This is a genomic window from Xenophilus arseniciresistens, from assembly GCF_028023875.1.
GTDB lineage: Bacteria > Pseudomonadota > Gammaproteobacteria > Burkholderiales > Burkholderiaceae_C > Xenophilus > Xenophilus arseniciresistens.
On the sequence record NZ_JAQIPB010000016.1, the window covers coordinates 1 to 21,075 of the forward strand.

Annotated in this window: 20 protein-coding genes; 12 read left to right on the forward strand and 8 right to left on the reverse strand. The window is 69.1% G+C overall.

What is annotated here, in order from left to right:
* Positions 1 to 112: 112 nt before the first annotated feature.
* The 5 genes from PGB34_RS22900 to PGB34_RS22920 form a co-directional block, all read right to left on the reverse strand.
* Positions 113 to 1,345: a CaiB/BaiF CoA transferase family protein gene (locus tag PGB34_RS22900; RefSeq protein ID WP_271430434.1), complete on the reverse strand. Its 1,233-nt coding sequence runs from the start codon at positions 1,343 to 1,345 to the stop codon at positions 113 to 115.
* Positions 1,346 to 1,401: 56 nt separating this feature from the next.
* Positions 1,402 to 1,968: a hypothetical protein gene (locus PGB34_RS22905; RefSeq protein ID WP_271430435.1), complete on the reverse strand. Its 567-nt coding sequence runs from the start codon at positions 1,966 to 1,968 to the stop codon at positions 1,402 to 1,404.
* Between the two features lie 27 nt (positions 1,969 to 1,995).
* Positions 1,996 to 3,144 (reverse strand): hypothetical protein, encoded by a 1,149-nt coding sequence (locus PGB34_RS22910; RefSeq protein WP_271430436.1) that lies wholly within the window; start codon positions 3,142 to 3,144, stop codon positions 1,996 to 1,998.
* 56 nt (positions 3,145 to 3,200) lie between these two features.
* Positions 3,201 to 4,079 (reverse strand): hypothetical protein, encoded by an 879-nt coding sequence (locus PGB34_RS22915; protein WP_271430437.1) that lies wholly within the window; start codon positions 4,077 to 4,079, stop codon positions 3,201 to 3,203.
* 129 nt (positions 4,080 to 4,208) lie between these two features.
* A complete protein-coding gene (locus PGB34_RS22920) occupies positions 4,209 to 5,408 on the reverse strand; it encodes an acyl-CoA dehydrogenase (RefSeq protein WP_271430438.1) in 1,200 nt (399 codons plus the stop codon).
* A 207-nt stretch (positions 5,409 to 5,615) separates the two neighbouring features.
* Between PGB34_RS22920 and PGB34_RS22925 the strand changes: the two genes are divergently transcribed.
* A complete protein-coding gene (locus PGB34_RS22925) occupies positions 5,616 to 6,536 on the forward strand; it encodes a LysR substrate-binding domain-containing protein (protein WP_271430439.1) in 921 nt (306 codons plus the stop codon).
* Between the two features lie 160 nt (positions 6,537 to 6,696).
* Positions 6,697 to 8,631, forward strand: a complete 1,935-nt coding sequence (locus tag PGB34_RS22930) for an adenylate/guanylate cyclase domain-containing protein (protein WP_271430440.1) — start codon at positions 6,697 to 6,699, stop codon at positions 8,629 to 8,631.
* Here PGB34_RS22930 and PGB34_RS22935 read toward each other — a convergent pair whose 3' ends face one another.
* The gene (locus PGB34_RS22935) at positions 8,632 to 9,246 is read right to left on the reverse strand and encodes a DUF4124 domain-containing protein (protein WP_271430441.1); all 615 of its coding nucleotides are present in this window, start codon (positions 9,244 to 9,246) and stop codon (positions 8,632 to 8,634) included.
* Positions 9,247 to 9,296: 50 nt separating this feature from the next.
* Between PGB34_RS22935 and PGB34_RS22940 the strand changes: the two genes are divergently transcribed.
* On the forward strand, positions 9,297 to 9,953 hold the full coding sequence (locus tag PGB34_RS22940; protein WP_271430442.1) for an ABC transporter ATP-binding protein: 657 nt from the start codon (positions 9,297 to 9,299) through the stop codon (positions 9,951 to 9,953).
* Between the two features lie 12 nt (positions 9,954 to 9,965).
* Here PGB34_RS22940 and PGB34_RS22945 read toward each other — a convergent pair whose 3' ends face one another.
* A complete protein-coding gene (locus PGB34_RS22945; RefSeq protein WP_271430443.1) occupies positions 9,966 to 10,970 on the reverse strand; it encodes an alpha/beta hydrolase in 1,005 nt (334 codons plus the stop codon).
* Positions 10,971 to 11,148: 178 nt separating this feature from the next.
* Here PGB34_RS22945 and PGB34_RS22950 point away from each other — a divergent pair, with 178 nt between their 5' ends.
* The 4 genes from PGB34_RS22950 (at position 11,149) to PGB34_RS22965 (ending at position 15,131) form a co-directional block, all read left to right on the forward strand.
* Complete coding sequence (locus tag PGB34_RS22950; RefSeq protein WP_271430444.1) at positions 11,149 to 12,264, forward strand: ABC transporter substrate-binding protein; 1,116 nt, start codon at positions 11,149 to 11,151, stop codon at positions 12,262 to 12,264.
* Between the two features lie 88 nt (positions 12,265 to 12,352).
* Positions 12,353 to 13,423 (forward strand): FecCD family ABC transporter permease, encoded by a 1,071-nt coding sequence (locus PGB34_RS22955; protein ID WP_271430445.1) that lies wholly within the window; start codon positions 12,353 to 12,355, stop codon positions 13,421 to 13,423.
* Positions 13,420 to 14,253, forward strand: coding sequence for an ABC transporter ATP-binding protein (locus tag PGB34_RS22960; RefSeq protein WP_271430446.1), 834 nt, complete (start codon positions 13,420 to 13,422; stop codon positions 14,251 to 14,253). The genes PGB34_RS22955 and PGB34_RS22960 overlap by 4 nt, the downstream gene beginning before the upstream one ends.
* Positions 14,250 to 15,131 (forward strand): alpha/beta hydrolase, encoded by an 882-nt coding sequence (locus tag PGB34_RS22965; RefSeq protein WP_271430447.1) that lies wholly within the window; start codon positions 14,250 to 14,252, stop codon positions 15,129 to 15,131. Before PGB34_RS22960 ends, PGB34_RS22965 begins: the two co-directional genes overlap by 4 nt.
* A gap of 12 nt (positions 15,132 to 15,143) precedes the next feature.
* Here PGB34_RS22965 and PGB34_RS22970 read toward each other — a convergent pair whose 3' ends face one another.
* Positions 15,144 to 15,548, reverse strand: coding sequence for an enhanced serine sensitivity protein SseB C-terminal domain-containing protein (locus PGB34_RS22970; RefSeq protein ID WP_271430448.1), 405 nt, complete (start codon positions 15,546 to 15,548; stop codon positions 15,144 to 15,146).
* Positions 15,549 to 15,876: 328 nt separating this feature from the next.
* Here PGB34_RS22970 and kdpF point away from each other — a divergent pair, with 328 nt between their 5' ends.
* Genes kdpF through PGB34_RS22995 form a run of 5 tightly spaced genes read left to right on the forward strand, consistent with a single transcriptional unit; the run spans position 15,877 to position 20,798 of the window.
* Positions 15,877 to 15,975, forward strand: a complete 99-nt coding sequence (gene kdpF / locus PGB34_RS22975; RefSeq protein ID WP_271430449.1) for a K(+)-transporting ATPase subunit F — start codon at positions 15,877 to 15,879, stop codon at positions 15,973 to 15,975.
* Between the two features lie 3 nt (positions 15,976 to 15,978).
* Positions 15,979 to 17,721 (forward strand): potassium-transporting ATPase subunit KdpA, encoded by a 1,743-nt coding sequence (gene kdpA, locus PGB34_RS22980; RefSeq protein ID WP_271430450.1) that lies wholly within the window; start codon positions 15,979 to 15,981, stop codon positions 17,719 to 17,721.
* Positions 17,722 to 17,741: 20 nt separating this feature from the next.
* On the forward strand, positions 17,742 to 19,832 hold the full coding sequence (gene kdpB, locus PGB34_RS22985) for a potassium-transporting ATPase subunit KdpB (RefSeq protein ID WP_408647940.1): 2,091 nt from the start codon (positions 17,742 to 17,744) through the stop codon (positions 19,830 to 19,832).
* A 15-nt stretch (positions 19,833 to 19,847) separates the two neighbouring features.
* The gene (gene kdpC, locus PGB34_RS22990; RefSeq protein WP_271430452.1) at positions 19,848 to 20,447 is read left to right on the forward strand and encodes a potassium-transporting ATPase subunit KdpC; all 600 of its coding nucleotides are present in this window, start codon (positions 19,848 to 19,850) and stop codon (positions 20,445 to 20,447) included.
* A gap of 12 nt (positions 20,448 to 20,459) precedes the next feature.
* Entirely contained in the window at positions 20,460 to 20,798 is a 339-nt protein-coding gene (locus tag PGB34_RS22995; RefSeq protein WP_271430453.1) for a hypothetical protein, read from the forward strand.
* Positions 20,799 to 21,075: the final 277 nt, after the last annotated feature.

Below are 21,075 nucleotides of genomic sequence, written 5' to 3' on the forward strand. Positions count from 1 at the left end.
GTCGCCCTGGTGGCTTGCATGCGCAAGCTGCTGACCACGCTCAATGCCATGGTCCGGTCCGGAAAACCTTGGGACAAATCGCTTCACGGCGCTTGACTCGGAAGACGGTTACTCAGAGCACGCCACGTTCGCGCAGGTCCGCGATCTGCGCGGCCGACAGGCCCATCTCGGCCAGCACTTCCTCGGTGTGCTGCCCCAGCGCCGGCGGCGCGCGGCGCAGCACCGGCGGCGTGGTGCGCAGGCGCAGCGGGCTGGCCACGCCGGTGATCTGCGCAATGCCGTCACCCGCGTCGCGCGCGAGGGTGGTGGCCAGGCCGCGCGCCTTGACCTGCGCGTCGTCGAAGGCCTGGCCGATGTCGTTGATCGGGCCGCAGGGCACGGCCTTGTCTTCGAGCAGCTTCACCCATTGCGCCGTGGTGCGTGTGCGCGTCACGGCTTCCATGGCCGGGATCAGCACTTCGCGGTTGCGCACGCGCAAGGTGTTGCTGGCAAAGCGCTCATCGCTGGCCCAATCGCCGCGGCCCGCCGCTTCGCAAAAACGCGTGAACTGGCCGTTGTTGCCAATGGCCAGCAGCATCGCGCCGTCCAGCGTCGGGAAGTCCTGGTAGGGCGCGAGGCTGGGGTGCGTGTTGCCCTGGCGGCTGGGCGCCTGGCCGGTGTTGAGAAAAGCGCTGGCCTGGTTGGCCAGGATGGCCATGCCCACGTCCAGCAGCGCCATGTCGATGTGCTGGCCTTCGCCCGTGTGCTCGCGCACGCGCAGCGCAGCCAGGATGGCGGTGCTGGCGTAGCAGCCCGTGAACAGATCGGTGAGCGCCACGCCCACGCGCAGCGGTCCGCCGCCGGCCTCGGCATCGGGGCGCCCGGTGATGCTCATCATGCCGCTCATGGCCTGGATCATCAGGTCGTAGCCCGCGCGCTCGGCATAGGGGCCGTCGTGGCCGAAGCCGGTCACGCTGCAATACACCAGGCGCGGGTTCTTCGCGCGCAGGCTTTCATGGTCCAGGCCGTACTGCCTGAGGCCGCCGGTCTTGAAGTTCTCCACCACCACATCGGCCTGCAAGGCCATCTGCTGCAGCAGCGCCTGGCCTTCGGGCGTGGCCATGTCGATGGTGACGCTGCGCTTGTTGCGGTTGCAGGCCGTGAAGTAGGTGGATTGGTTGCTGTCCTGGCCGTTCGCGTCTTTCAAAAAGGGCGGGCCCCAGGTGCGCGTGTCGTCGCCCGCGCCGGGGCGCTCGATCTTGACCACGTCGGCGCCCAGGTCCGCGAGGATCTGGGTGCACCACGGGCCCGCGAGCACGCGGGACAGGTCCAGGACCTTGATGCCGTCGAGGGATGAGGGAGCCATGTGAGATATCTCGCGATGAAAGATGTTGGAGGGTGAGGTGGATTTCAATCAGCGCGCTATTCCCTGAGCAGGATGTAGTCGTTGTTCTTCTCGTAGCGACCAGCATTTCTTGGCGCCTTGACGCACAGGACATTGCCGCACTGCGTGAGCACGCCGGACTGCAAGGCACGCAAGACCGACGAACTGAACTCGGCCTGTGCGGCTGCCTGTGCGCTCTTCCACGCCACGTAGCCACTCCCGGCCATGGCAAGTACCGCTCCCAAGAGCAGGGCGAGCGAACCTTTCCACAGCAACCCGCGCTGTGCCTGCAGCAGCTGCACTCCCTGCGACTGAAGCTGCGCTGCCGCCCGCTCGGCCTGAGCCACCGCCTGCAACAAGCCTTGGCTGCACGGATCTATCGCCTTGCGAAGGCCTTGCCGAGCTGCTTCTTGCGCCTGCGCGCCAATGGCGCCCACGACCTCGTCGGCCAATTGCCGACCCGCCAGACCCAGACTGCGGGCAGTTGACTGCAGTTGATCGCTGCCCAAAGCCACCTCGGTCACGGCCTGTCGAGCCCGCTCTTCCAACAGTTCGGTCAACGCCACCAGCCGGGGGGAAAGATGCTTGATCTCGTCAGCGTTCATGATGGTTCACCTAAGCGCGCCCCGATATCACAGGCTCATCACGTGGCCGCGTTCCACGGGAGCAGCCTGCAACAACGCCGCCTGCTGCGCTTCGAGCGCTTGCTGCGCAGCAAGCCGTTCGGCCTGTAGATGGTCTCGCCCTTCCTGCAGCCATTGGCGAGCTTCATCGGTCGCCATGTATTCGCGTGTGACCAGCCGCATGCCAGCGTCGTCCTTCGCCATGGCCGCATCTGTGAGGCGTTCGAACAGGTCGTCCACGCTGCCGGCTTCGCCGCGTGAGCGTGTAGGAGGCGTCCCGGCAAAGGCGGGACCACCGGGCTCGATCGTCGGCTGCACATCGGCCAGCGTGAAGGGGCTCTTCATGATCGTGCGATGGGGATCACCGGGGTGGAACTGAGTGGCCTTTTCCTGCCGCTCCATACGAACGGCCCGGATTTCGTTAAGGCTCTCGATCCTTGTGGGATCCCGCTCCCTCACAGACGCCGCACTGGAGGTGAGGTGCCAGTGGCCCGAATCCATGTCGTACCGATAGTGACGGAACTTGTCGCCGATCACGTTCGGATTCGTCAGCGCCAGGCTCGTAGATGCGGCGGCGCTCGCTCGCCCCAGATCACTCACATAGGCGAACGCGTGCAGGGGCCCGTCGTTATAGAAGTACGCCGTATCGGCCAAGGTCTTGACGAAGCGCTCCGCGCCCAACACGTTGCTGTTGAGCATGTTGCGCCAAACACCCTGGGCCTCGGCCTCGCCACCGCGGCGCCGGGCGGCTTCGAGCAGTTGGCGCGGCGTCCAGGCGTCGACAGTTACTTCGGCCTTCTGGAAGGCCTCGTCGTGTGCCTTTTGCACGAACTCGACGGGCAAGTTCAGCGCCTGATCGGGGCGATCCTTTGCCATCATCACTTGCCTATAGGCAAGGTCTCTCTGGATCAGATCTTGACCAAACATTTCCCACTCACGCTCAGTCAACGAGCGGCCACTGACGGTCCTCGCCTGCACCTGGGCATAGGAGTTCGCGACGGCCCCAGGCATGTTGTCGTTGCGCACCACGTCCAGCGCCAGCAGCCCATAGCCATCATTGCCGGGGCGCTGGGCCAGGTAGTTCCAATAGAGCACGCGATTGCCTTTCTCCGCGTAATGGCTCAGCACGCGAATGTCCTGTTCATCAAGTTGACCCATTTCTTTTCTCCCTTCTCATGATTCGGCGCGGCCCGCGGCCGCTTAATCGGAAGCGCTCAGCGCACCCGGTATTGCTTGAACAGTTCGCGCGCCCGCGCTTCCAGGCGCGGCCAATGCGGCAAGAGCGCCCGTGGATAGGCGATGGACACCCAGACCTTGAGCTCCGGAATGATGAATTCCTGCTGACAGTCTGCATTGGTGCCGGAACCCTCCCTCACAAGCTCGCTGCCCCGCAACACCAGGCCATCCGGATCCAGATGCGAGCTGCACTTGATCACCGTTGTCAACCGGCCTTGTGCATCGCGGGCCAGAAACCAGTCTCGGGTGTTTCGGGTCGAGGCTGGCGGCTCAGAGGGCTTCTCGCGCCTCGGCCCATTGATGTACGCGTCATAAAGCGCTTCATTGACGTAATACGGCGTGAGCCCGTGACGCTCAGGCTGCCGGTCGCGGTCGCGCAATCGCATGGTTGGACTGTCTCCATCCGCCGGGTACACATAAGTCGGCGGCTCCACCGATGCGTCCAGCCGCGTCTCGATCGGAACTCGATCAACGTATACCGGCGTGATCGTGATCTGCCGTCGCTGCGTAGCCATGTCCTGATTGAGCCGTTTTCCCGGCGCCAGCGGCTGGAGATCGGGCCATTGCACCAACAGGCTGAAGTAGCCTTCAAAGTCCGGGCCCATCTGACTGCGAAAGTAATTCGCCGGAATCCGGAAGTGCGCGGGGCCCAGGCAGGCATCCACCAGCTTGTCGTTGTAGCCCTCGAACTTGAACGGCACCGGCACTTTTTTCACGCACGGTGCCGTGAGCAGTGGCTGGGGCTCCCGGCTTTGCGCCCGCACGGGCTCACCGGCGTGGCATGCCACCGACAACATCGATGCACCCAGCATGAGCAGGCGTGCGCCCACCCGCCATGGGCGATGAAGATGGTTCATTTTTGGCTCCCTGCACCGGACCCACTCCCGCCTCCAGGTCAGCGCGGCCCAACTTTCGCGTTTACAACGATCCGGGCAATAGTAACGACGCGCTGCATGGCCCATGCAACCGTCTCGCTGTCGCCAGCGTCAATTGCTAAACGCTGCGATGCCGGTGATGGCACGGCCCAGGATGAGCGCGTGCACATCGTGCGTGCCTTCGTAGGTGTTCACCACTTCCAGGTTCACCAGGTGACGCGCCACGCCGAACTCGTCGCTGATGCCGTTGCCGCCCATCATGTCGCGCGCCATGCGGGCGATGTCCAGCGACTTGCCGCAGTTGTTGCGCTTCATGATGGAGGTGATCTCGACCGCCGCGATGCCTTCGTCCTTCATGCGGCCCAGGCGCAGGCTGCCCTGCAGGCCCAGCGTGATCTCGGTCTGCATGTCGGCCAGCTTCTTCTGGATCAGCTGGTTGGCAGCCAGCGGGCGGCCGAACTGCTTGCGGTCCAGCGTGTACTGGCGCGCGCGGTGCCAGCAGTCTTCGGCCGCGCCAATCGCGCCCCAGCTGATGCCGTAGCGCGCGCTGTTCAGGCAGGTGAAGGGGCCCTTGAGGCCCTGCACTTCGGGGAAGGCGTTCTCTTCGGGCACGAACACGTCGTCCATCACGATCTCGCCGGTGATGGAGGCGCGCAGGCCCACCTTGCCGTGGATGGCCGGGGCCGACAGGCCCTTCATGCCCTTCTCGAGCACGAAGCCGCGGATCGGGCCGACGGCGCCGCCTTCGCTGACTTCCTTGGCCCAGACCACGAACACATCGGCCACCGGGCTGTTGGTGATCCACATCTTGCTGCCCTTGAGCCGGTAGCCGCCGTCGGTCTTGTAGGCGCGCGTGGCCATGCTGCCGGGGTCGGAGCCGTGGTCGGGCTCGGTCAGGCCGAAGCAGCCGATCCATTGGCCGCTGGCCAGCTTGGGCAGGTACTTCTGCTTCTGCGCTTCGGTGCCGAATTCGAAGATGGGCACCATCACCAGCGAGCTCTGCACGCTGGCCATGGAGCGGTAGCCCGAATCGACGCGCTCGACTTCGCGCGCGATCAGGCCGTAGGCCACGTAGTTCAGGCCCGGGCCGCCGTACTGCTCGGGGATGGTGGGGCCCAGCAGGCCCAGCTCGCCCATCTCGCGGAAGATGGACAGGTCGGTCTTCTCGCCACGGAACATCTCCAGCACGCGCGGGGCCAGCTTGTCCTGGCAGTAGGCCTGCGCCGCGTCGCGGATGGCGCGCTCGTCATCCGTCAGTTGCTGGTCCAGCAGAAGGGGGTCGTCCCAATGGAAGGCGGCTTTGGTGGCCATGGCGCAGGTCTCCGGAAAAGGGTTTGAGGCGGCTGCCTCGTGAAGGTGAGGAACAGGGAAGCGATGCTGCGCATGCTAAGTCCGCACGAGCGTGCGGCGCAAACGATGATTGCGCACCCAGATATTCCAGGAACGCACATATGGGCACAATTCTGCATCGGACCGCCCAGCAAGGGCGGGGGCTTGAGCATGTCAGGAGCGCATAGCATGCGGCGTCGAATCCCTTCCACCCAGGCCCTGCTTTGCTTCGAGGCCGCGGCCCGGCACGAAAGCTACACGCGCGCCGCACAGGAGCTGGCGCTGACGCAGAGCGCGGTCTCGCGCCAGATCACCACGCTGGAGTCGCTGCTGGGCGTGGCGCTGTTCACGCGCACGCGCCACGGCGTCACGCTCACGGCCAGCGGCGCGGCCTATGCGCGCCAGACGGCGCGCCGGCTCGCGGCCATGGAGCGCGATGCGCTGGACGCCATGAGCGACCACGGCGAAGGCGGCTCGCTGGCGCTGGCAGCGGTGCCCACCTTCGCCACGCGCTGGCTGCTGCCGCGGCTGCCCGACTTCCAGCGCCAGCATGCGGGCGCGCTGGTGCACATCGAAACGCGCACCCGCCCCTTTCTCTTTGCCGACACCGATTTCGATGCGGCGCTGTATGCGGGCACGCCCCAACAGGTGCTCAACTGGGCCGGCACGCGCGCGCGATTGCTGATGACCGAGGACGTGCTGCCCGTGTGCAGCCCGGCGCTGCTGCGCGCCCATGGCCTGAAGGCGCGCGCCAGCACGCCCGCGCAGGTGGCGCGGCTGCCGCTGCTGCAGCAGAGCACGCGGCCCGATGTGTGGCACCACTGGTTCGAGGCCCAGCGCCTGCAGGTGGCCATGAGCCGGCAGGGCGCGCGCTACGAACTCTTTTCCATGCTGGCCGCCGCCGCCGTGCATGGCCTGGGCGTGGCTCTGGTGCCGCGCATGCTGGTCGAAGGCGAACTGGCGCAGGGCCAGCTGGTGGTGGCCTGCGAGCGGCCGCTGCAGGGCCAGCGCGGCTACTACCTCGTGATGCCCGAACGCGCCGAGGAGCGGCCCCTGCTGGCCGCCTTCTCGGCCTGGCTGCTCGCGCAGGCCGGCGCTGCGCATCATTGACCTTTGCACAGGGCCGGCCAACTTTCCAAGCGATCTGTGGCGTATTGACCAGATCGCGCCGCCGTCTTGCCGGTCAAAAGCGCGGTGGGCATGAGTTTGCGCGGCGATTGCGGATGATCGTTTTCCGTTCAACTCCGCACCTGCGACCCAAGCCTCGACGATGCCCACGAAAGACCCCGGCACCGCATCCGCTTCCGCCGCCGCCTCTTCCTCCGAATCTCCCCGCCTGCGCCGTTTCCGTGTCGACGTGGGCACCATCATCTTGCTGGTGGTGGTGGTGCAATCCCTGCTGCTGCTGGGCCTGAGCTACTGGGGCTCGCAACGGCTGGTGGGCGCCATCGGCGAGTCGGCCCACCGCGCCGACCACCAGCGCGTGGAAGACAAGGTCAACGCCTTCCTGGCGCGCGCGATGCTGGTGGTGGAAGCCATTGCCGCCACGCCCAGCCTCAAGGCCGACGGCGCGCAGGGCAAGACCTCCGCGGAGCTGCTGTGGGTGCTGCTGCAGCAATCGCCCGAACTCGACAGCGTGTATGCGGCCGATGACCTCGGCCGCATGCTGATGGTGCAGCGCTATCCCGAAGCCGCGGTGCGCCACATCCGCAGCGAAGGCGAGCGCGGCACGCTGGAGGTCTGGGAGTTCAAGGGGCTTTCGGCGGGACGCCAGAGCGCGCAGGAGCGCTACCTGACCGAGCGCACCGAACTGCGCCACACCCAGTACGACCCCCGCACCCGCGACTGGTTCGTGCACGCCGCGACCAGCGGGCACGCGATCTGGACCTCACCCTACATCTTCAGCGCCGCGCAGGAACTGGGCGTGAGCTACGCCGTGCCGGCCTGGCGCCAGGCCAAGGAAGGCCCGCGGCTGACGGTGGCCTCGGGCGACGTGACGCTCAAGCGCCTGTCGGAGTTCGTGCGGCTGTTCAGCCGCGCCGGCTATGGCGACAGCGCGCTGCTGGGGCCCGACCGCAACGTGCTGGCGCGCAGCGACGTGCCAGGCCCGGCCCTGCATCTGGCGCGGCCGGAGCACGGCGTGCTGGGCGCCATCCACGCACACCTGCGCGAGCAGCCGCACGGCAGCGCGCTGCGCAAGGCCAGCCAGCAATTCCCGCTGGTCGTCGACCACCAGCGCTACCTGGTGCGCAGCTCCTACATCCCGACCACGGGCTGGACCCTGGTCAGCTGGGTGCCCGAAGACAAGCTGCTGGGCGGCCTGCGCCGCGCCGTGCTGCTGGCGCTGATGGGCGGGGTGGCCTTCCTGGGCCTGGTGCTGTGGCTGGCGCTGCGGCTGGCCAAGCGCGTGACCGCGCCGGTCGAGCAGCTTTCCGGCATCGCGCGGCGCATCGGCCGGCTGGAGCTGGACGACCTGCCGCGCGTGAACAGCCATGTGATGGAGCTGCAGCACCTGGACCAGGCGCTGGACGAATCGGCGCGCGGCCTGCAGGCCTTCCGCCGCTTCGTGCCGGTGGACGTGGTGCGCCAGTTGCTGGACAAGGGCCGCTCGCTCGCGCCCAGCGGCGAGCCGCGCGAGGTGACCGTGATGTTCACCGACGTCAACGGCTTCACCGCGCTGGCCGAGAGCCTGCCGCCGGCGGTGCTGGTGGAGCAGCTCACGCGCTACTTCAACGTGGCCAGCGAAGTCATCGCGCACCATGGCGGCACCATCGACAAGTTCATGGGCGACGGCATGATGGTGCTGTGGGGCGCGCCCAACGACCTGCCCGACGCACCGCTGCAGGCCTGCCGCGCGGCGCTGGCGCTGATGCAGGCGCTGGACGAACTCAACGCCGAATGGGGCAGCCAGGGGCTGCAGCCCTTCGACACGCGCATCGGCATCCACACCGGCACCGTGGTGGCCGGCGTGCTGGGCGCGCAGGACCGCCTGGCCTACACCGCCGTGGGCGACACCGTGAACGTGGCCAGCCGCATCGAGGCCATCAACCGCGAGCTGGGCACGCGCGTGCTGGTCTCTGAAACCACGGCCAACGCGCTGGCCGACCGGCTGCCCGTGCGCCGCATGCACACGGTGGAGCTGCGCGGTCGCCAGCGCCCGCTCAATGTCTACGAGCTGTTGCTGACCCGGCGCCCGGGCCCGTGATCAGCGGCAGATGACCGTCGAGCCCACGGGCCTGCAGGTCTTGCCGCCCGGGCCTTCGTAGCGGTCCAGCCGGTCCTGGCGGTTGTAGTGGTTGCCCAGCGTGTCGGTGCAGCCGCCGGCATCGCACTGGCGCAGCACGGGGCGCTGGTCCACCGGCGGGCGCGGCCGGCGGTGGTAGCCCGCCCCCGGGTAGTAGCCGCCCGGGTAGCCGTCCCAGGGGTCGATCCAGGCGCGGTCGTCGCTGCGCTCGCTCCAGCGCTGCGCTTCAGGGCTGGGCCGCGGCGGCGGGCCCATCACCGTCAGCCCGCGGTCGGGCGGCAGCTCGGGCTGGGCCTGGCGCCGCGCGGCTTCCACCGTCTCGCGCTGGATGCGGGCCGCGCGCTCGGCGCTTTCCACCTGCGACTGGCGCGCGCTGTCATCGGCCTGGTAGAGCGGCGGCGCGGCCTCGGGAACCGGCACCGCGCCGGTCTGCTGCGTGCCCGCGGGGCAGGCCTGGTCGGTGTAGACCACGCGGCCGCGCGCGTCGGTGCAGCGCGTCACGTCGGCCCACGCCGGCAGGCTGGCGGCGCTCAGCAAGGCCGCGGCAAGAACGAGGGGGCATGGGCGTGCAGGCATGGTGCGCGCATTGTGAGCCGGGGCGGGCGGATCGTGTAGGGTCGCGGCCCATGAATGCACCTTCACCCCTGGCCGAGCCCGACGCGCCCTGCCTGCAACTGCAAGACCTGCGCGTGGGCTTTGACGGCGAAGCCCCGCTGCTGGGCCGCTGGAGCGCGCGGCTGGGCCCCGGCCTCACGCTGCTGGCGGGCGACACCGGCAGCGGCAAGAGCACGGTGCTGCGCGTGCTGGCCGGCGAGCAGCCGGCCGCGGGCGGCACGCTGGCCCTGGCGGGCGCCGCCCTGCCCGGCGACGTGAACGCCTGGCGCCGCCTGTGCTTCTGGGTCGATCCGGCCACCCGGGCCTTCCACGAGATGGGCGTGCGCGACTGCGTGGCCCGGTTGCGCGCCGACGACCCGGCCTTCGACGACGCGCACTGGCAGTCGCTGGCCGAGGCCTTCGGGCTGGCGCCGCACCTGGACAAGGGCATGCACATGCTGTCCACCGGCTCGCGGCGCAAGGTCTGGCTGGCCTGCGCGCTGGCCAGCGGACGCGCGCTGACCCTGCTCGACGAGCCCACGGCGGCCCTGGATGCGGCCTCCATCCGCGCGCTGCAGGCAGCACTGGCCGCGCTGGCGCAGGACGCGCGGCGCATCGTCGTCGTGGCCAGCGGCGAGCCCTGGCCCACGCTGGCCTGGCGCCAGCGCGTGCAGCTGCCGATGGCCTGAAACGGCCTTGAATCAGCGCGCCGCCAGCTGCAAGGTGGGCGTGATCGAGGCCGGCCGCATCGCCCCGTGGCCCACGCCGGGAAAGGGCAGCCACTGCACCGACAGGCCGGGGCGGCGCGCCTGCCGCGCCGCCAGTTCGGGCGCCGCATCGGCCATGACGGCGCGCCGGCGCGAGGCGGTCGTGGCAGATTCCGCGACAGCCGGAGCGGCCGGCCCCGGCCCGGCGGCGCCACCGCCCGCCATCAGCAGCAGCGCGGTCGGCCGGCCCGTCGGCAGCGCCTGCGCGCGCTGCTCCACGTCCAGGATGAATCCGTCGTGCCACCACAGCGAGGGATCGGCCGCCGCATAGCGCGCGAACAGCGCGGGCCGCGTGAACAGCGCATAGAGCGCGCACAGCCCGCCGTAGGAATGGCCCCAGAGCGTGCTGCGCGCCGCATCCACCGGCACGCGGCGGCGCACTTCGGGCAGCACCCGCTGCGCCATCAGGGCCAGGAACACATCCGCCCCGCCGCCCAGGCGCTGGCGCGCCTCGTTGTCCCAGGTCGGGTTGTGGCCGGGCACGGGCGGCGTGTAGTCGTAGGCCCGCGCCGTGGCGTCGATGGCCTGATCCGTCTGGTAGCCCAGCGCGGCAATGGCCACCGGCCGGCCGCTGGCGGCCTGCTGGGCCAGCATCTCCTCGGTCAGCGCGCCGAAGGCGGCATTACCGTCCAGCATGAGCAGCAGCGCAAAGCCCGCCGCGGGCGGCGCTGCCCGCGGCACGGCCAGTTGCACGCGGTAGTGGCGCTCCCCGTCGGCGGAATCGAACTCGAAGCGCTCGAAGCGGTAGTGCGGCGAGCCCCGGTCGGCCACCGTGGGGCCGACAAGCTGGCTGGCCGCGCGGCCCGGCCCGGTGGGCGCGCCTGCGGGGGATGGCGCCGGCGCGGCGGGGGAAGGCGGGGTGCTGCCGCAGGCCGGCAGACCGGCGGCGGCCAGGGCCAGCAGCAGGCTGCGCCGGGGCAGGAGGGTGGATTCAGGCATGGAGATCGATTGAGTGCCAGGCGCGGCGCAAAAGATGAGAATTATTCTCTTTCACGAGCCCCGGCCGGCGCGCGCGGTCAAGCCCTTTGGCGGCGCCCCTGCTTTGGCGCCCGGGGCACCAGCGCCCGCGCATGCCTGTGGCAACATTCGGGGTTTGCCTCCGGATTAGGAATCGTTCTTGAACACACGCTTTAGAGGCCTGGCCGCCGCCTGTGGCCTGGCGCTGTCTCTGCTGGGCAGCCTCCTGTTCGCGCCTGCGGCGCTGGCAGCCCAGATCACCGACCTGCGTGGCCGCACGGTGACGGTGCCCGAGCAGGTGCGCAAGATCTCCATCGACGACGGCCGTTTCCTGGTGGCGCTGGCGCTGATCCAGCCCGACCCCGTCAAGCCGCTGGCCGCCTGGCCGCGCGACGTCCACCGCATCGGCGACGCCACCTACCAGCAGTACCTCAAGCGCTTCCCGGCGCTGGCCAAGCTGCCGCAGGTGGCCAGCTCGGCCGGCAGCTTCAATCTGGAGGCCGTGCTGTCGGCCGCGCCCGACGTGGCCGTGGTCTCGGTGGGCTCGGGCCCCACCGACGCGCAGATCGGCCAGCTGCAGGCCGCAGGCATCCCGGTGGTGTTCATCGACTTCTTCGACAACCCCTTCAAGAACCAGGAGCCCAGCCTGCGCATCCTGGGCCAGCTCACGGGCGGGCAGGCCCGGGCCGATGCGTACATCGCCTTCAGCCGCCAGCACCGCGACAAGATCGCCCAGCGCGTGGCCAGGCTTGCGGCCAAGGACCGGCCCACGGTGTTCCTGGAGGCGCATGCCGGCATCAGCAAGGACTGCTGCAATTCGCCCGGCAAGGGCAACATGGGCGAGTACATCGAGTTCGTGGGCGGCCACAACATCGGCGCCGACGTGCTCAAGGCGCCCGTGGGCAAGCTCAACCTCGAGTACGTGATGTCGCGCGACCCGCAGGTCTACATCGCCACGGGCGGCGCCCACCTGGAAAAGCCCGGCGGCCTGGTGCTGGGCGCCGGCTATGACGCCGCGCGCGCCCGCGCATCGCTGGCCACGGTGACGCAGCGCCAGGGCCTCGCCCAGCTGTCGGCCGTCAAGGCCGGCCGCGCCTATGGCCTGGCGCACCAGCTGATCAACTCGCCCATCGACATCGTGGCCCTCGAAGCCTTCGCGACCTGGATCCATCCCGGGCTGTTCAAGGACGTGGACCCCGTGAAGACGCTGGACGAGATCAACAAGCGCTTCCTGGCCGTGCCCTACGAAGGCACCGGCTGGATCGGCCTGAAATGAAACTACCCCCAACGCTCCCCCGCTTCGCGAGGTCCGCTGCCCCCCGAGGGGGTGCCTCAGTGCCTTCGGGCGGCCGGGCGCCACTGAAATGAGCAGCACGGCAGAACTGCGCCTGAGCGCCGACGAGGTGCTCGCGGCCTATCGCAAGCTGGTGGCGCGGCGCGTGATGATCGTGGCCGGCCTGGCCGTGCTGTGCGTGGCGGCCTTTCTGCTCGATCTGGTGACCGGCCCGTCGGCGCTCACGGCCATGCAGGTGCTGGGCGGCCTGTTCTCGCCCGAGTCGCTGTCTGCGCCGCAGCAGGCCATCATCTGGCAGGTGCGCCTGCCTTACGCGCTGATGGCCGTGCTGGTGGGCGCGGCGCTCTCGCTGGCCGGCGCAGAGATGCAGACCATCCTGAACAACCCGCTGGCCAGCCCCTTCACGCTGGGCGTGTCCTCGGCCGCGTCCTTCGGCGCGGCGCTGGCCATCGTGCTGGGCGTGAGCCTGCCGCTGGTGCCGGCCGAGTGGATGGTGCCCATCAACGCATTCGTCTTCGCCTTCGGCTCGGTGCTGCTGCTGCAGATGATGGCGCGGCGCCGCAGCGCGGGCGTGGAAACGGTGGTGCTGCTGGGCATCGCGCTGGTTTTTGCCTTCAACGCGCTGGTGGCGCTGGTGCAGTTCTTGTCTTCGCAGGAAGCGCTGCAGCAGCTGGTGTTCTGGAGCATGGGCTCGCTGTCTCGCGCCACCTGGAACCATGTGGGCGTGCTGGCGCTGGTGCTGGCCGTGGTGACGCCCTTTTCGCTGATGGCGGCCGGCCGGCTGACCTCGCTGCGCCTGGGCGAAGACCGTGCGCGCAGCTTTGGCGTGGATGTGGGGCGCCTGCGCTTTCTCACCCTCTTGCGCGTGAGCCTGCTGGCCGCCACCTCGGTCGCCTTCGCGGGCACCATCGGCTTCATCGGCCTGGTGGGCCCGCACATGGCGCGCCTGCTGCTGGGTGAAGACCACCGCTTCCTGCTGCCGGCCAGCCTCTTGTGCGGCTCGCTGATCATGTCGCTGGCCTCGGTGGCCAGCAAAACCCTGGTGCCCGGCGCGCTGATGCCCGTGGGCATCGTCACGGCCATCGTGGGCGTGCCGGTGTTCCTGTTCCTGATCTTCCGCAACCCGGGGCGCGGCGCATGAGGCACGACGCATTGCAGGTCAGTGGCCTGTCCACGGGCTACCGCGATCGCCAGATCATCCAGTCGCTGAGCCTTCCCGTGTTCAGGCCCGGCGAGGTGCATTCGCTGCTGGGCCCCAACGCGGCGGGCAAGAGCACCCTCTTGCGCGCGCTCGCGGGCCTGCAGCCGGCCACGGGCTCGGTCAAGCTCGGCGAGCGCGAGCTGATCGGCCTGTCTTTGGCCGAGCATGCGCGCCGCGTGACCTACATGCCGCAGACGCTGCCGCAAGGCGTGGCGCTGTCGGTGCTCGAAAGCGTGCTGGGCGCGCTGCAGGCCTCGGCCACCGACCACCCGGGCGATGTGGGCGGCAAGGCCGGCCACGACGCCGACCAGCGCCGCGCGGTTGCCATCCTGGAGCGCGTGGGCATCCTGCATCTCGCGCTCGAAGGGCTGGACCACCTTTCGGGCGGCCAGCGCCAGCTGGTGTCCTTGGCGCAATCGCTGGTGCGCGAGCCGCGCGTGCTGCTGCTGGACGAGCCCATCAGCGCGCTGGACCTGCAGCACCAGCTGCGCGTGATGCGCCTGGTGCAGGAGCTCGCGCGCGAGCGCGGCATGATCGCCATCATGGTGCTGCACGATCTGCAGATTGCCGCGCGCTGGTCCGAAGGCATCGTGATGCTGTCGCAAGGCGCCGTGGTGGCCACGGGCACGCCGGCCCAGGCCATCACGCCCGACACTTTGGCGCGTGTGTACGGCGTGCAGGCGCGCGTGGAGCATTGCTCGCGCGGCGGGCTGCAGATCATGGTCGATGACGTGCTGCCGGGTGCGCTGCCCGCAGGCGCCCGCCGATGAGCGGCGCCGCCGAAAAAAAAGACTGGCCCGCCGTCAGCTGGCCCGGCACCCAGTTGCGGCGCCTGCGCGCCAAAGCCAACGGCTTTGCCTACCGCGTGCAGATCTGGCTGCCGCCCGGCGAGGCACCGGCCGCGGGCTTTCCAGCGATCTGCGTGCTCGACGGCCAGGCGCTGTTCGGCACCTTCGTCGAAGGCATTCGCCGCGCCAGCCGCCGGCCTGATGCAACCGGCGTGGTGCCCATGGCCGTGATCGCCATCGCGCATGAGGCCGAAGCCGAAGGCGAAGCGCCACCGCTCTATGCCGAAAACCTGCGCCGGCGCGACTTCACCGCCGGCCCCTGCGCCGACGAGCCCGCACCGGCCGATGCCGCCAGCGTGGGCGGCGCGCCCGCCTTCCTGAGTTTTCTGGTCGATGAGCTGATGCCGGCCTTGACCGCAGAACTGCCGCTGGACCCCGCGCGCCAGACCTTGTTCGGCCATTCGCTGGCCGGCCACTTCGTGCTGCAGGCACTGGCCCTGCGCCCCGCGGCCTTTGCCTGTTGGGCCGCCATCAGCCCTTCGGTCTGGTGGGACGAGGAAGGCCTGCGCCGCAGGCTGTGCGCCGCCCTGCCCCATGCCGATCGCCCGCGCCTGCTCATGGCCGTGGGCGAATACGAAGGCGAGGTGCCGCCCTGGCAGCGCACACAGCCGGGCTATGAACAACTGGTCGCGCGCCGCGCCAGGCGGCAGATGGTGGCCAGCGCACAGGCCCTGGCCCAGGAGATCGGCCCGCGCTTTGATGAAGACGAATTCAGCTTCCGCATCTTCCCTGAAGAAGACCATGCGTCGATTCTGATGATTGCGGCGCAGCGGGTGATGCGGTTCTGCTCGAGACCGTGAAGCCAGGCGGGGCTACCCACGTCCGAAAATGCGCGAGAGCAAGCTGGGCCTTTCAGTGATTGCGGCGCGCTCGTAGAAGCAGATCGCTTCGGCCGTGAAATAGGTGTTATTGAACGGTACGACTGAAATGGGCCATCGGCCTCGGCCCGTTGGCACGTTTTCAAGCACCTTCAGGACAGCTTCGTCTTCCGCAGCTTGGCCGGAGGGGTCACAACGCAACCCGACGGTGTACGAGAAGAAGGATGGGCTGCCCTGCGGCATGACCTCCATCAGCCCCAGATAGGCAGCCTCGACGGCAGGTCGGCCACCGAAATGCGCACGAAGTGTGGATATTGCATCGGCAGGCTCTTCCGCGGGAACCCCGATACGAATGCGAGCACCGGACGGCAGCGATACAGCAATCGCCTTGTTGGACATACAACCTCTCCTGTCTTAATGATGGGAAGCGCACCTTTGGGCAGCAGCATCGACTCGCACCGCAGTCATGCGCGCGACCCTCCAATGTGTCGCCCAATGCAGTCGGCAGCAATGGCGTACGCCTCGGTTTTGATACTTCTTTGACACCCCCACCCCCACTCTCTACCCCGTTTTGACACGCTGAATTCCAGACTCCCGTCATCGTGTTTTGATGGCAGGAGTGATGCATGGACATCGTCTGGATGGGCGCCCTGGTGGTGCTTTGGGTGGCAGTCGCGGAACTGGTCGTCGGGCTGAACAGGCTCGACCGGCCGCAGGGAGAGCGTGCGTGATCCCGCTTGACGCGCTCTACGGGCTGGGCGCGCTGCTGGCAGGCGGATTGCTGGGTTACCTCGTCTACGCGCTGCTGTGCGCCGAGGAGTTCTGACCCATGAGCGCTCAAGCCTGGGGCCAGCTGGCCCTTTTTCTGGTGCTGCTGATGCTGCTGGCCTGGCCCCTGGGCCGCGTGCTGGCGGCGATCTGCAACGGCAACAACATCAACACCCTGCCGCGCTGGATGCAGCGCGTGGAGGCGCCGCTGTACCGCCTGGCCGGCGTGCAGCCCCAAAGCCCGATGCACTGGCGCGGCTACGCGTTGGCGCTGCTGGCCTTCAATGCGCTGGGCGCGCTGGCGCTGTATGCGCTGCAGCGGCTGCAGGGCGCCCTGCCCTTGAACCCCGCCGGGCTGCCGGGCGTGGCTGCCGACTCGGCCTTCAACACGGCCGTGAGCTTCGTCACCAACACCAACTGGCAGGGCTATGCGGGCGAAAGCACGATGAGCTACCTCACGCAGATGCTGGGGCTGACGGTGCAGAACTTCCTGTCGGCCGCCACGGGCATCGCCGTCGCATTCGCGCTCATCCGCGGATTCGCATCGCGCGGCGCGGCCAGGAAGGCGACCCGGGACGAAGCCGCCCCCGAAGGGCTGCTGGGCAACTTCTGGGCCGATCTGGTGCGCATCACGCTGTGGGTGCTGCTGCCGCTGGCCTTGGTGTTCGCGCTCTTTCTGGTGAGCCAGGGCGTGATCCAGAACCTCGACGGCTACCGCGAGGTGCAGACGCTGCAGTCGCAGGCGCAGCCGCAAGGTCTGGCCATGGGCCCGGTCGCCTCGCAGGAGGCGATCAAGATGCTGGGCACCAACGGCGGCGGCTTCTTCAACGCCAATTCAGCGCACCCGTACGAGAACCCCACGGCCCTGGCCAACCTTGGGCAGATGCTGGCCATCCTGCTGATCCCGGCGGCCCTGTGCTTCGCCTTTGGCCGGGTGGTGGGCGATGTGCGCCAGGGTGTTGCGCTGCTGGGCGCGATGACGCTGATGTTCGTGCTCGCGGTGCTCGTCACCACCTGGGCCGAGCAGGCCGGCAACCCGCTGCTGACGGCGCTGGGCGTCGACGCTTCGGCCGGCAACATGGAAGGCAAGGAGCTGCGCTTCGGCATCGCCGCCTCGGCGCTGTTCGCGGTCGTCACCACGGCTGCTTCGTGCGGCGCGGTGATCGCCATGCACGACTCGTTCACGCCCATTGGCGGCATGGTGCCGATGGTGCTGATGCAGCTGGGCGAGGTGGTGTTCGGCGGCGTGGGCTCGGGCCTGTACGGGATGCTGGTGTTCGCGGTGCTGGCGGTGTTCATCGCGGGGCTGATGATCGGCCGCACGCCCGAGTACCTGGGCAAGAAGATCGAAGTGCGCGAGATGAAGCTCGTGTCCATCGCGATCCTGGTCACGCCGCTGCTGGTGCTGCTGGGCACGGCGCTGGCCCTGAGCCTGGGCGCCGGCCGCGCCGGCATCGCCAACCCGGGCGCGCACGGCTTTTCCGAAGTGCTGTACGCGCTGAGTTCGGCGGCCAACAACAACGGCAGCGCCTTCGCGGGCCTGTCGGCGAACACGCCCTTCTACAACGCGCTGCTGGGGCTGGCGATGTGGCTGGGCCGCTTCGGCGTGATCGTGCCGGTGCTGGCCCTGGCCGGTGCGCTGGCCGCCAGGCCGCGCCTGAGCCCGACCAGCGGCACGCTGCCCACGCACGGGCCGCTGTTCGTGCTGCTGCTCATCGGCACGGTGCTGCTGGTGGGCCTGCTCAATTACGTGCCTGCGTTGGCGCTGGGCCCGGTGGTCGAGCACCTGATTCTGTGGAAGTGAGTGAGGCACGCATGACCTCCATGAAAAACAAAGACCTTTCTCTGTTTGACGGCGCGCTGCTCAGGCCCGCGCTGGCCGGCGCCTTCGCCAAGCTGAGCCCGCGCGTGCAGTGGCGCAACCCGGTGATGTTCGTGGTCTACGTCGGCAGCTGGCTGACCACCTTGCTGTGGGTTCACACGCTGAGCTACCCCGGCGACACCGCCATGCCTTCAGGCTTCGTGCTCGCGATCGCGGTGTGGCTGTGGTTCACCGTGCTGTTTGCCAACTTTGCCGAAGCGCTGGCCGAAGGGCGCAGCAAGGCGCAGGCCGCCTCGTTGCGCGGGCTGCGCAAGGACACCTGGGCCAAGAAGCTCAAGGGCGCGAGCCGCGAAGACGGCTTCATTCCGATCCAGGCACCCGAGCTGCGCAAAGGCGACGTGGTGCTGGTCGAAGCGGGCGACATGATCCCGCTCGACGGCGAGGTGATCGAAGGCGTGGCCTCGGTCGATGAAAGCGCCATCACGGGCGAATCGGCGCCGGTGGTGCGCGAATCGGGCGGTGATTTCTCGGCCGTCACGGGCGGCACGCGCGTGCTGTCGGACTGGCTGCTGGTGCGTATCGCCGTAAACCCCGGCGAGTCCTTTCTCGACCGCATGATCGGCATGGTGGAGGCCGCGCGCCGCAGCAAGACGCCCAACGAGATCGCGCTCACCCTGCTGCTGGTGGCGCTGACGATCGTGTTCCTCGTCGTCACCGTGACGCTGCTGCCCTTTTCCATCTTCAGCGTACAGGCCTCGGGCGCGGGCAGCGTGGTCTCGCTGGCCGCGCTGGTGGCGCTGCTGGTGTGCCTGATCCCGACCACCATCGGCGGCCTGCTCTCGGCCGTGGGTGTGGCGGGCATGAGCCGCATGATGCAGGCCAACGTGATCGCCACCTCGGGCCGCGCGGTGGAGGCCGCGGGCGACGTGGACGTGCTGCTGCTGGACAAGACCGGCACCATCACCCATGGCAACCGCCAGGCCGCGGCCTTCCTGCCGGCGCCGGGCGTGAACAAGGCGCGGCTTGCGCATGCGGCACAGCTCGCATCGCTGGCCGACGAGACGCCCGAGGGCCGCAGCATCGTGGCGCTGGCGCAGCGCGAAGGCATCGAAGCCGAAGCGGTGCAGGGCGCGGTGTTCGTCGCCTTCACTGCGCAGACGCGCATGAGCGGCGCCGACCTGCCGGCCCCCGCGCTGGACCTGGGCGGCACGCCGGTGCCGCTGCGCAAGGGCGCCGTGGAGGCCGTGCGCCGCCATGTCGAAGCGCTGGGTGGCCGCATGCCGCCCGAGGTGATGCAGGCCGCCGACGAAGTGGCGCGCCGCGGCAGCACGCCGCTGGCCGTGGCCGAGGGCGCGCGCGTGCTGGGCATCGTGGAGCTCAAGGACATCGTCAAGGCCGGCATCCGCGAACGCTTTGGCGAGCTGCGCCGCATGGGCATCCGCACCGTGATGATCACGGGCGACAACAAGCTCACGGCCGCCGCCATCGCGGCCGAGGCCGGCGTGGACGACTTCCTGGCCGAGGCCACGCCCGAGGACAAGCTCAGGCTGATCCGCCAGCACCAGGCCGACGGCCACCTGGTGGCCATGACGGGCGACGGCACCAACGACGCGCCCGCGCTGGCCCAGGCCGACGTGGCCGTGGCCATGGGCAGCGGCACGCAGGCGGCCAAGGAGGCCGGCAACATGGTGGACCTGGACTCCAACCCCACCAAGCTGCTGGAAGTGGTGGAAACCGGCAAGGCGCTGCTGATGACGCGCGGCTCGCTGACCACCTTCTCCATCGCCAACGACGTGGCGAAGTACTTCGCCATCATTCCCGCGATCTTCGTGTCCACCTACCCGCAGCTTGCGGCGCTGAACGTGATGCGGCTGGCCAGCCCCTCCTCGGCCATCCTGAGCGCCGTGATCTTCAACGCGCTGGTCATCGTGCTGCTCATCCCGCTGGCGCTCAAGGGCGTGCGCTACCGGCCCGTGGGCGCGGCCGCGCTGCTGCGGCGCAACCTGCTGGTCTATGGCCTGGGCGGGCTCATCGTGCCCTTCATCGGCATCAAGCTCATCGATCTGCTGCTGGCCGCGTCCGGCCTGGTCTGAAGGAGACCTCTTCCCATGAACAACCCCAAGACGAATGCGCCCCTGCTGCGCCCGGCCCTCACGCTCTTCGTGCTGCTGGCCGCACTGACCGGCGCCGTGTATCCGCTGGCCGTCACCGGCGTGGCGCAGGCCGCGTTCCCCCAGCAGGCGCACGGCAGCCTGCTGATGAAGGACGGGCGTGTGATCGGCTCCTCGCTGATCGGCCAGCACTTCAGCGACCCGAAGTACTTCTGGGGCCGCCCCTCGGCCACCGCGCCGCGGCCCTACGACGCGACGGCCTCGGGCGGGAGCAACCAGGGCCCGCTGAACCCGGCGCTGGCCGAGGCCGTGCGCTCGCGCATCGCGGCCCTGCGTGCGGCCGACCCCGGCAGCACCGCGCCCCTGCCCGCCGACCTGGTGACGGCTTCTGCCAGCGGGCTGGATCCGCACATCAGCCCGGCCGGCGCGCGCTGGCAGGCCGCGCGCGTCGCGCAGGCACGCGCGCTCGCGCCGGCGCAGGTCGAAGCCTTGATCGCGCAGCACACCGAAGGCGCCACGCTGTTCGGCTTGATGGGCGAGCCGCGCGTGAACGTGCTGGCCTTGAACCTGGCGCTGGACGCGCTGGCCAAGCCCTGAGGCGTGCGCACCATGGGCTACGCTGCCTATCGCGAACACATGGGCGTGCCGCGCACCGGCTCGCGCACGGTCTTTCGCGTGCTTGACGTGACGGTGGCCTGCACCGACGCAGCCGCCGTTCGCCATCAACTGAGCGGCTGCGAAGGCGTGGGCGTGCTGCGCTGCGAACCGCTGCTGCACGACGCCAGTGCGGAGACCGACGCGCTGCGCGTGCGCCTGGCCGTGCGGCTGCCGGCCACACGCTACTTCGAGGTGCTGCACGCCGTGCTGCTGTGCGCGCCGCAAGGCGAGATCGGCCGGCTGCTGAGCTGGCCCGAACATCTGCACCGCTGCGGGGTGCGCCATGAGTGACCGCCTCGCGCGAGGGCCAGCCTGGCCATGCCGCTCATGCCGCATGCATGCGCCGCTGCGCAGTCAGCAGCCTCCTTCCCTTGTTTTTCTGCAGCTCTTCACATGAACGCTTCGCTTCCCCTCTGCATCGCAGCCCTTGTTGCCACCCTTGGCCCCTGCACCGCCGCGTTGGCTCAAAGCGCCGCGCCCGCCGCGCCCGCGTCGCCCATCACGGCCAACGTGGCGCTGACCTCGAACTACAAGTTCCGCGGCCAGGACCAGGACCAGCTCGGCCACA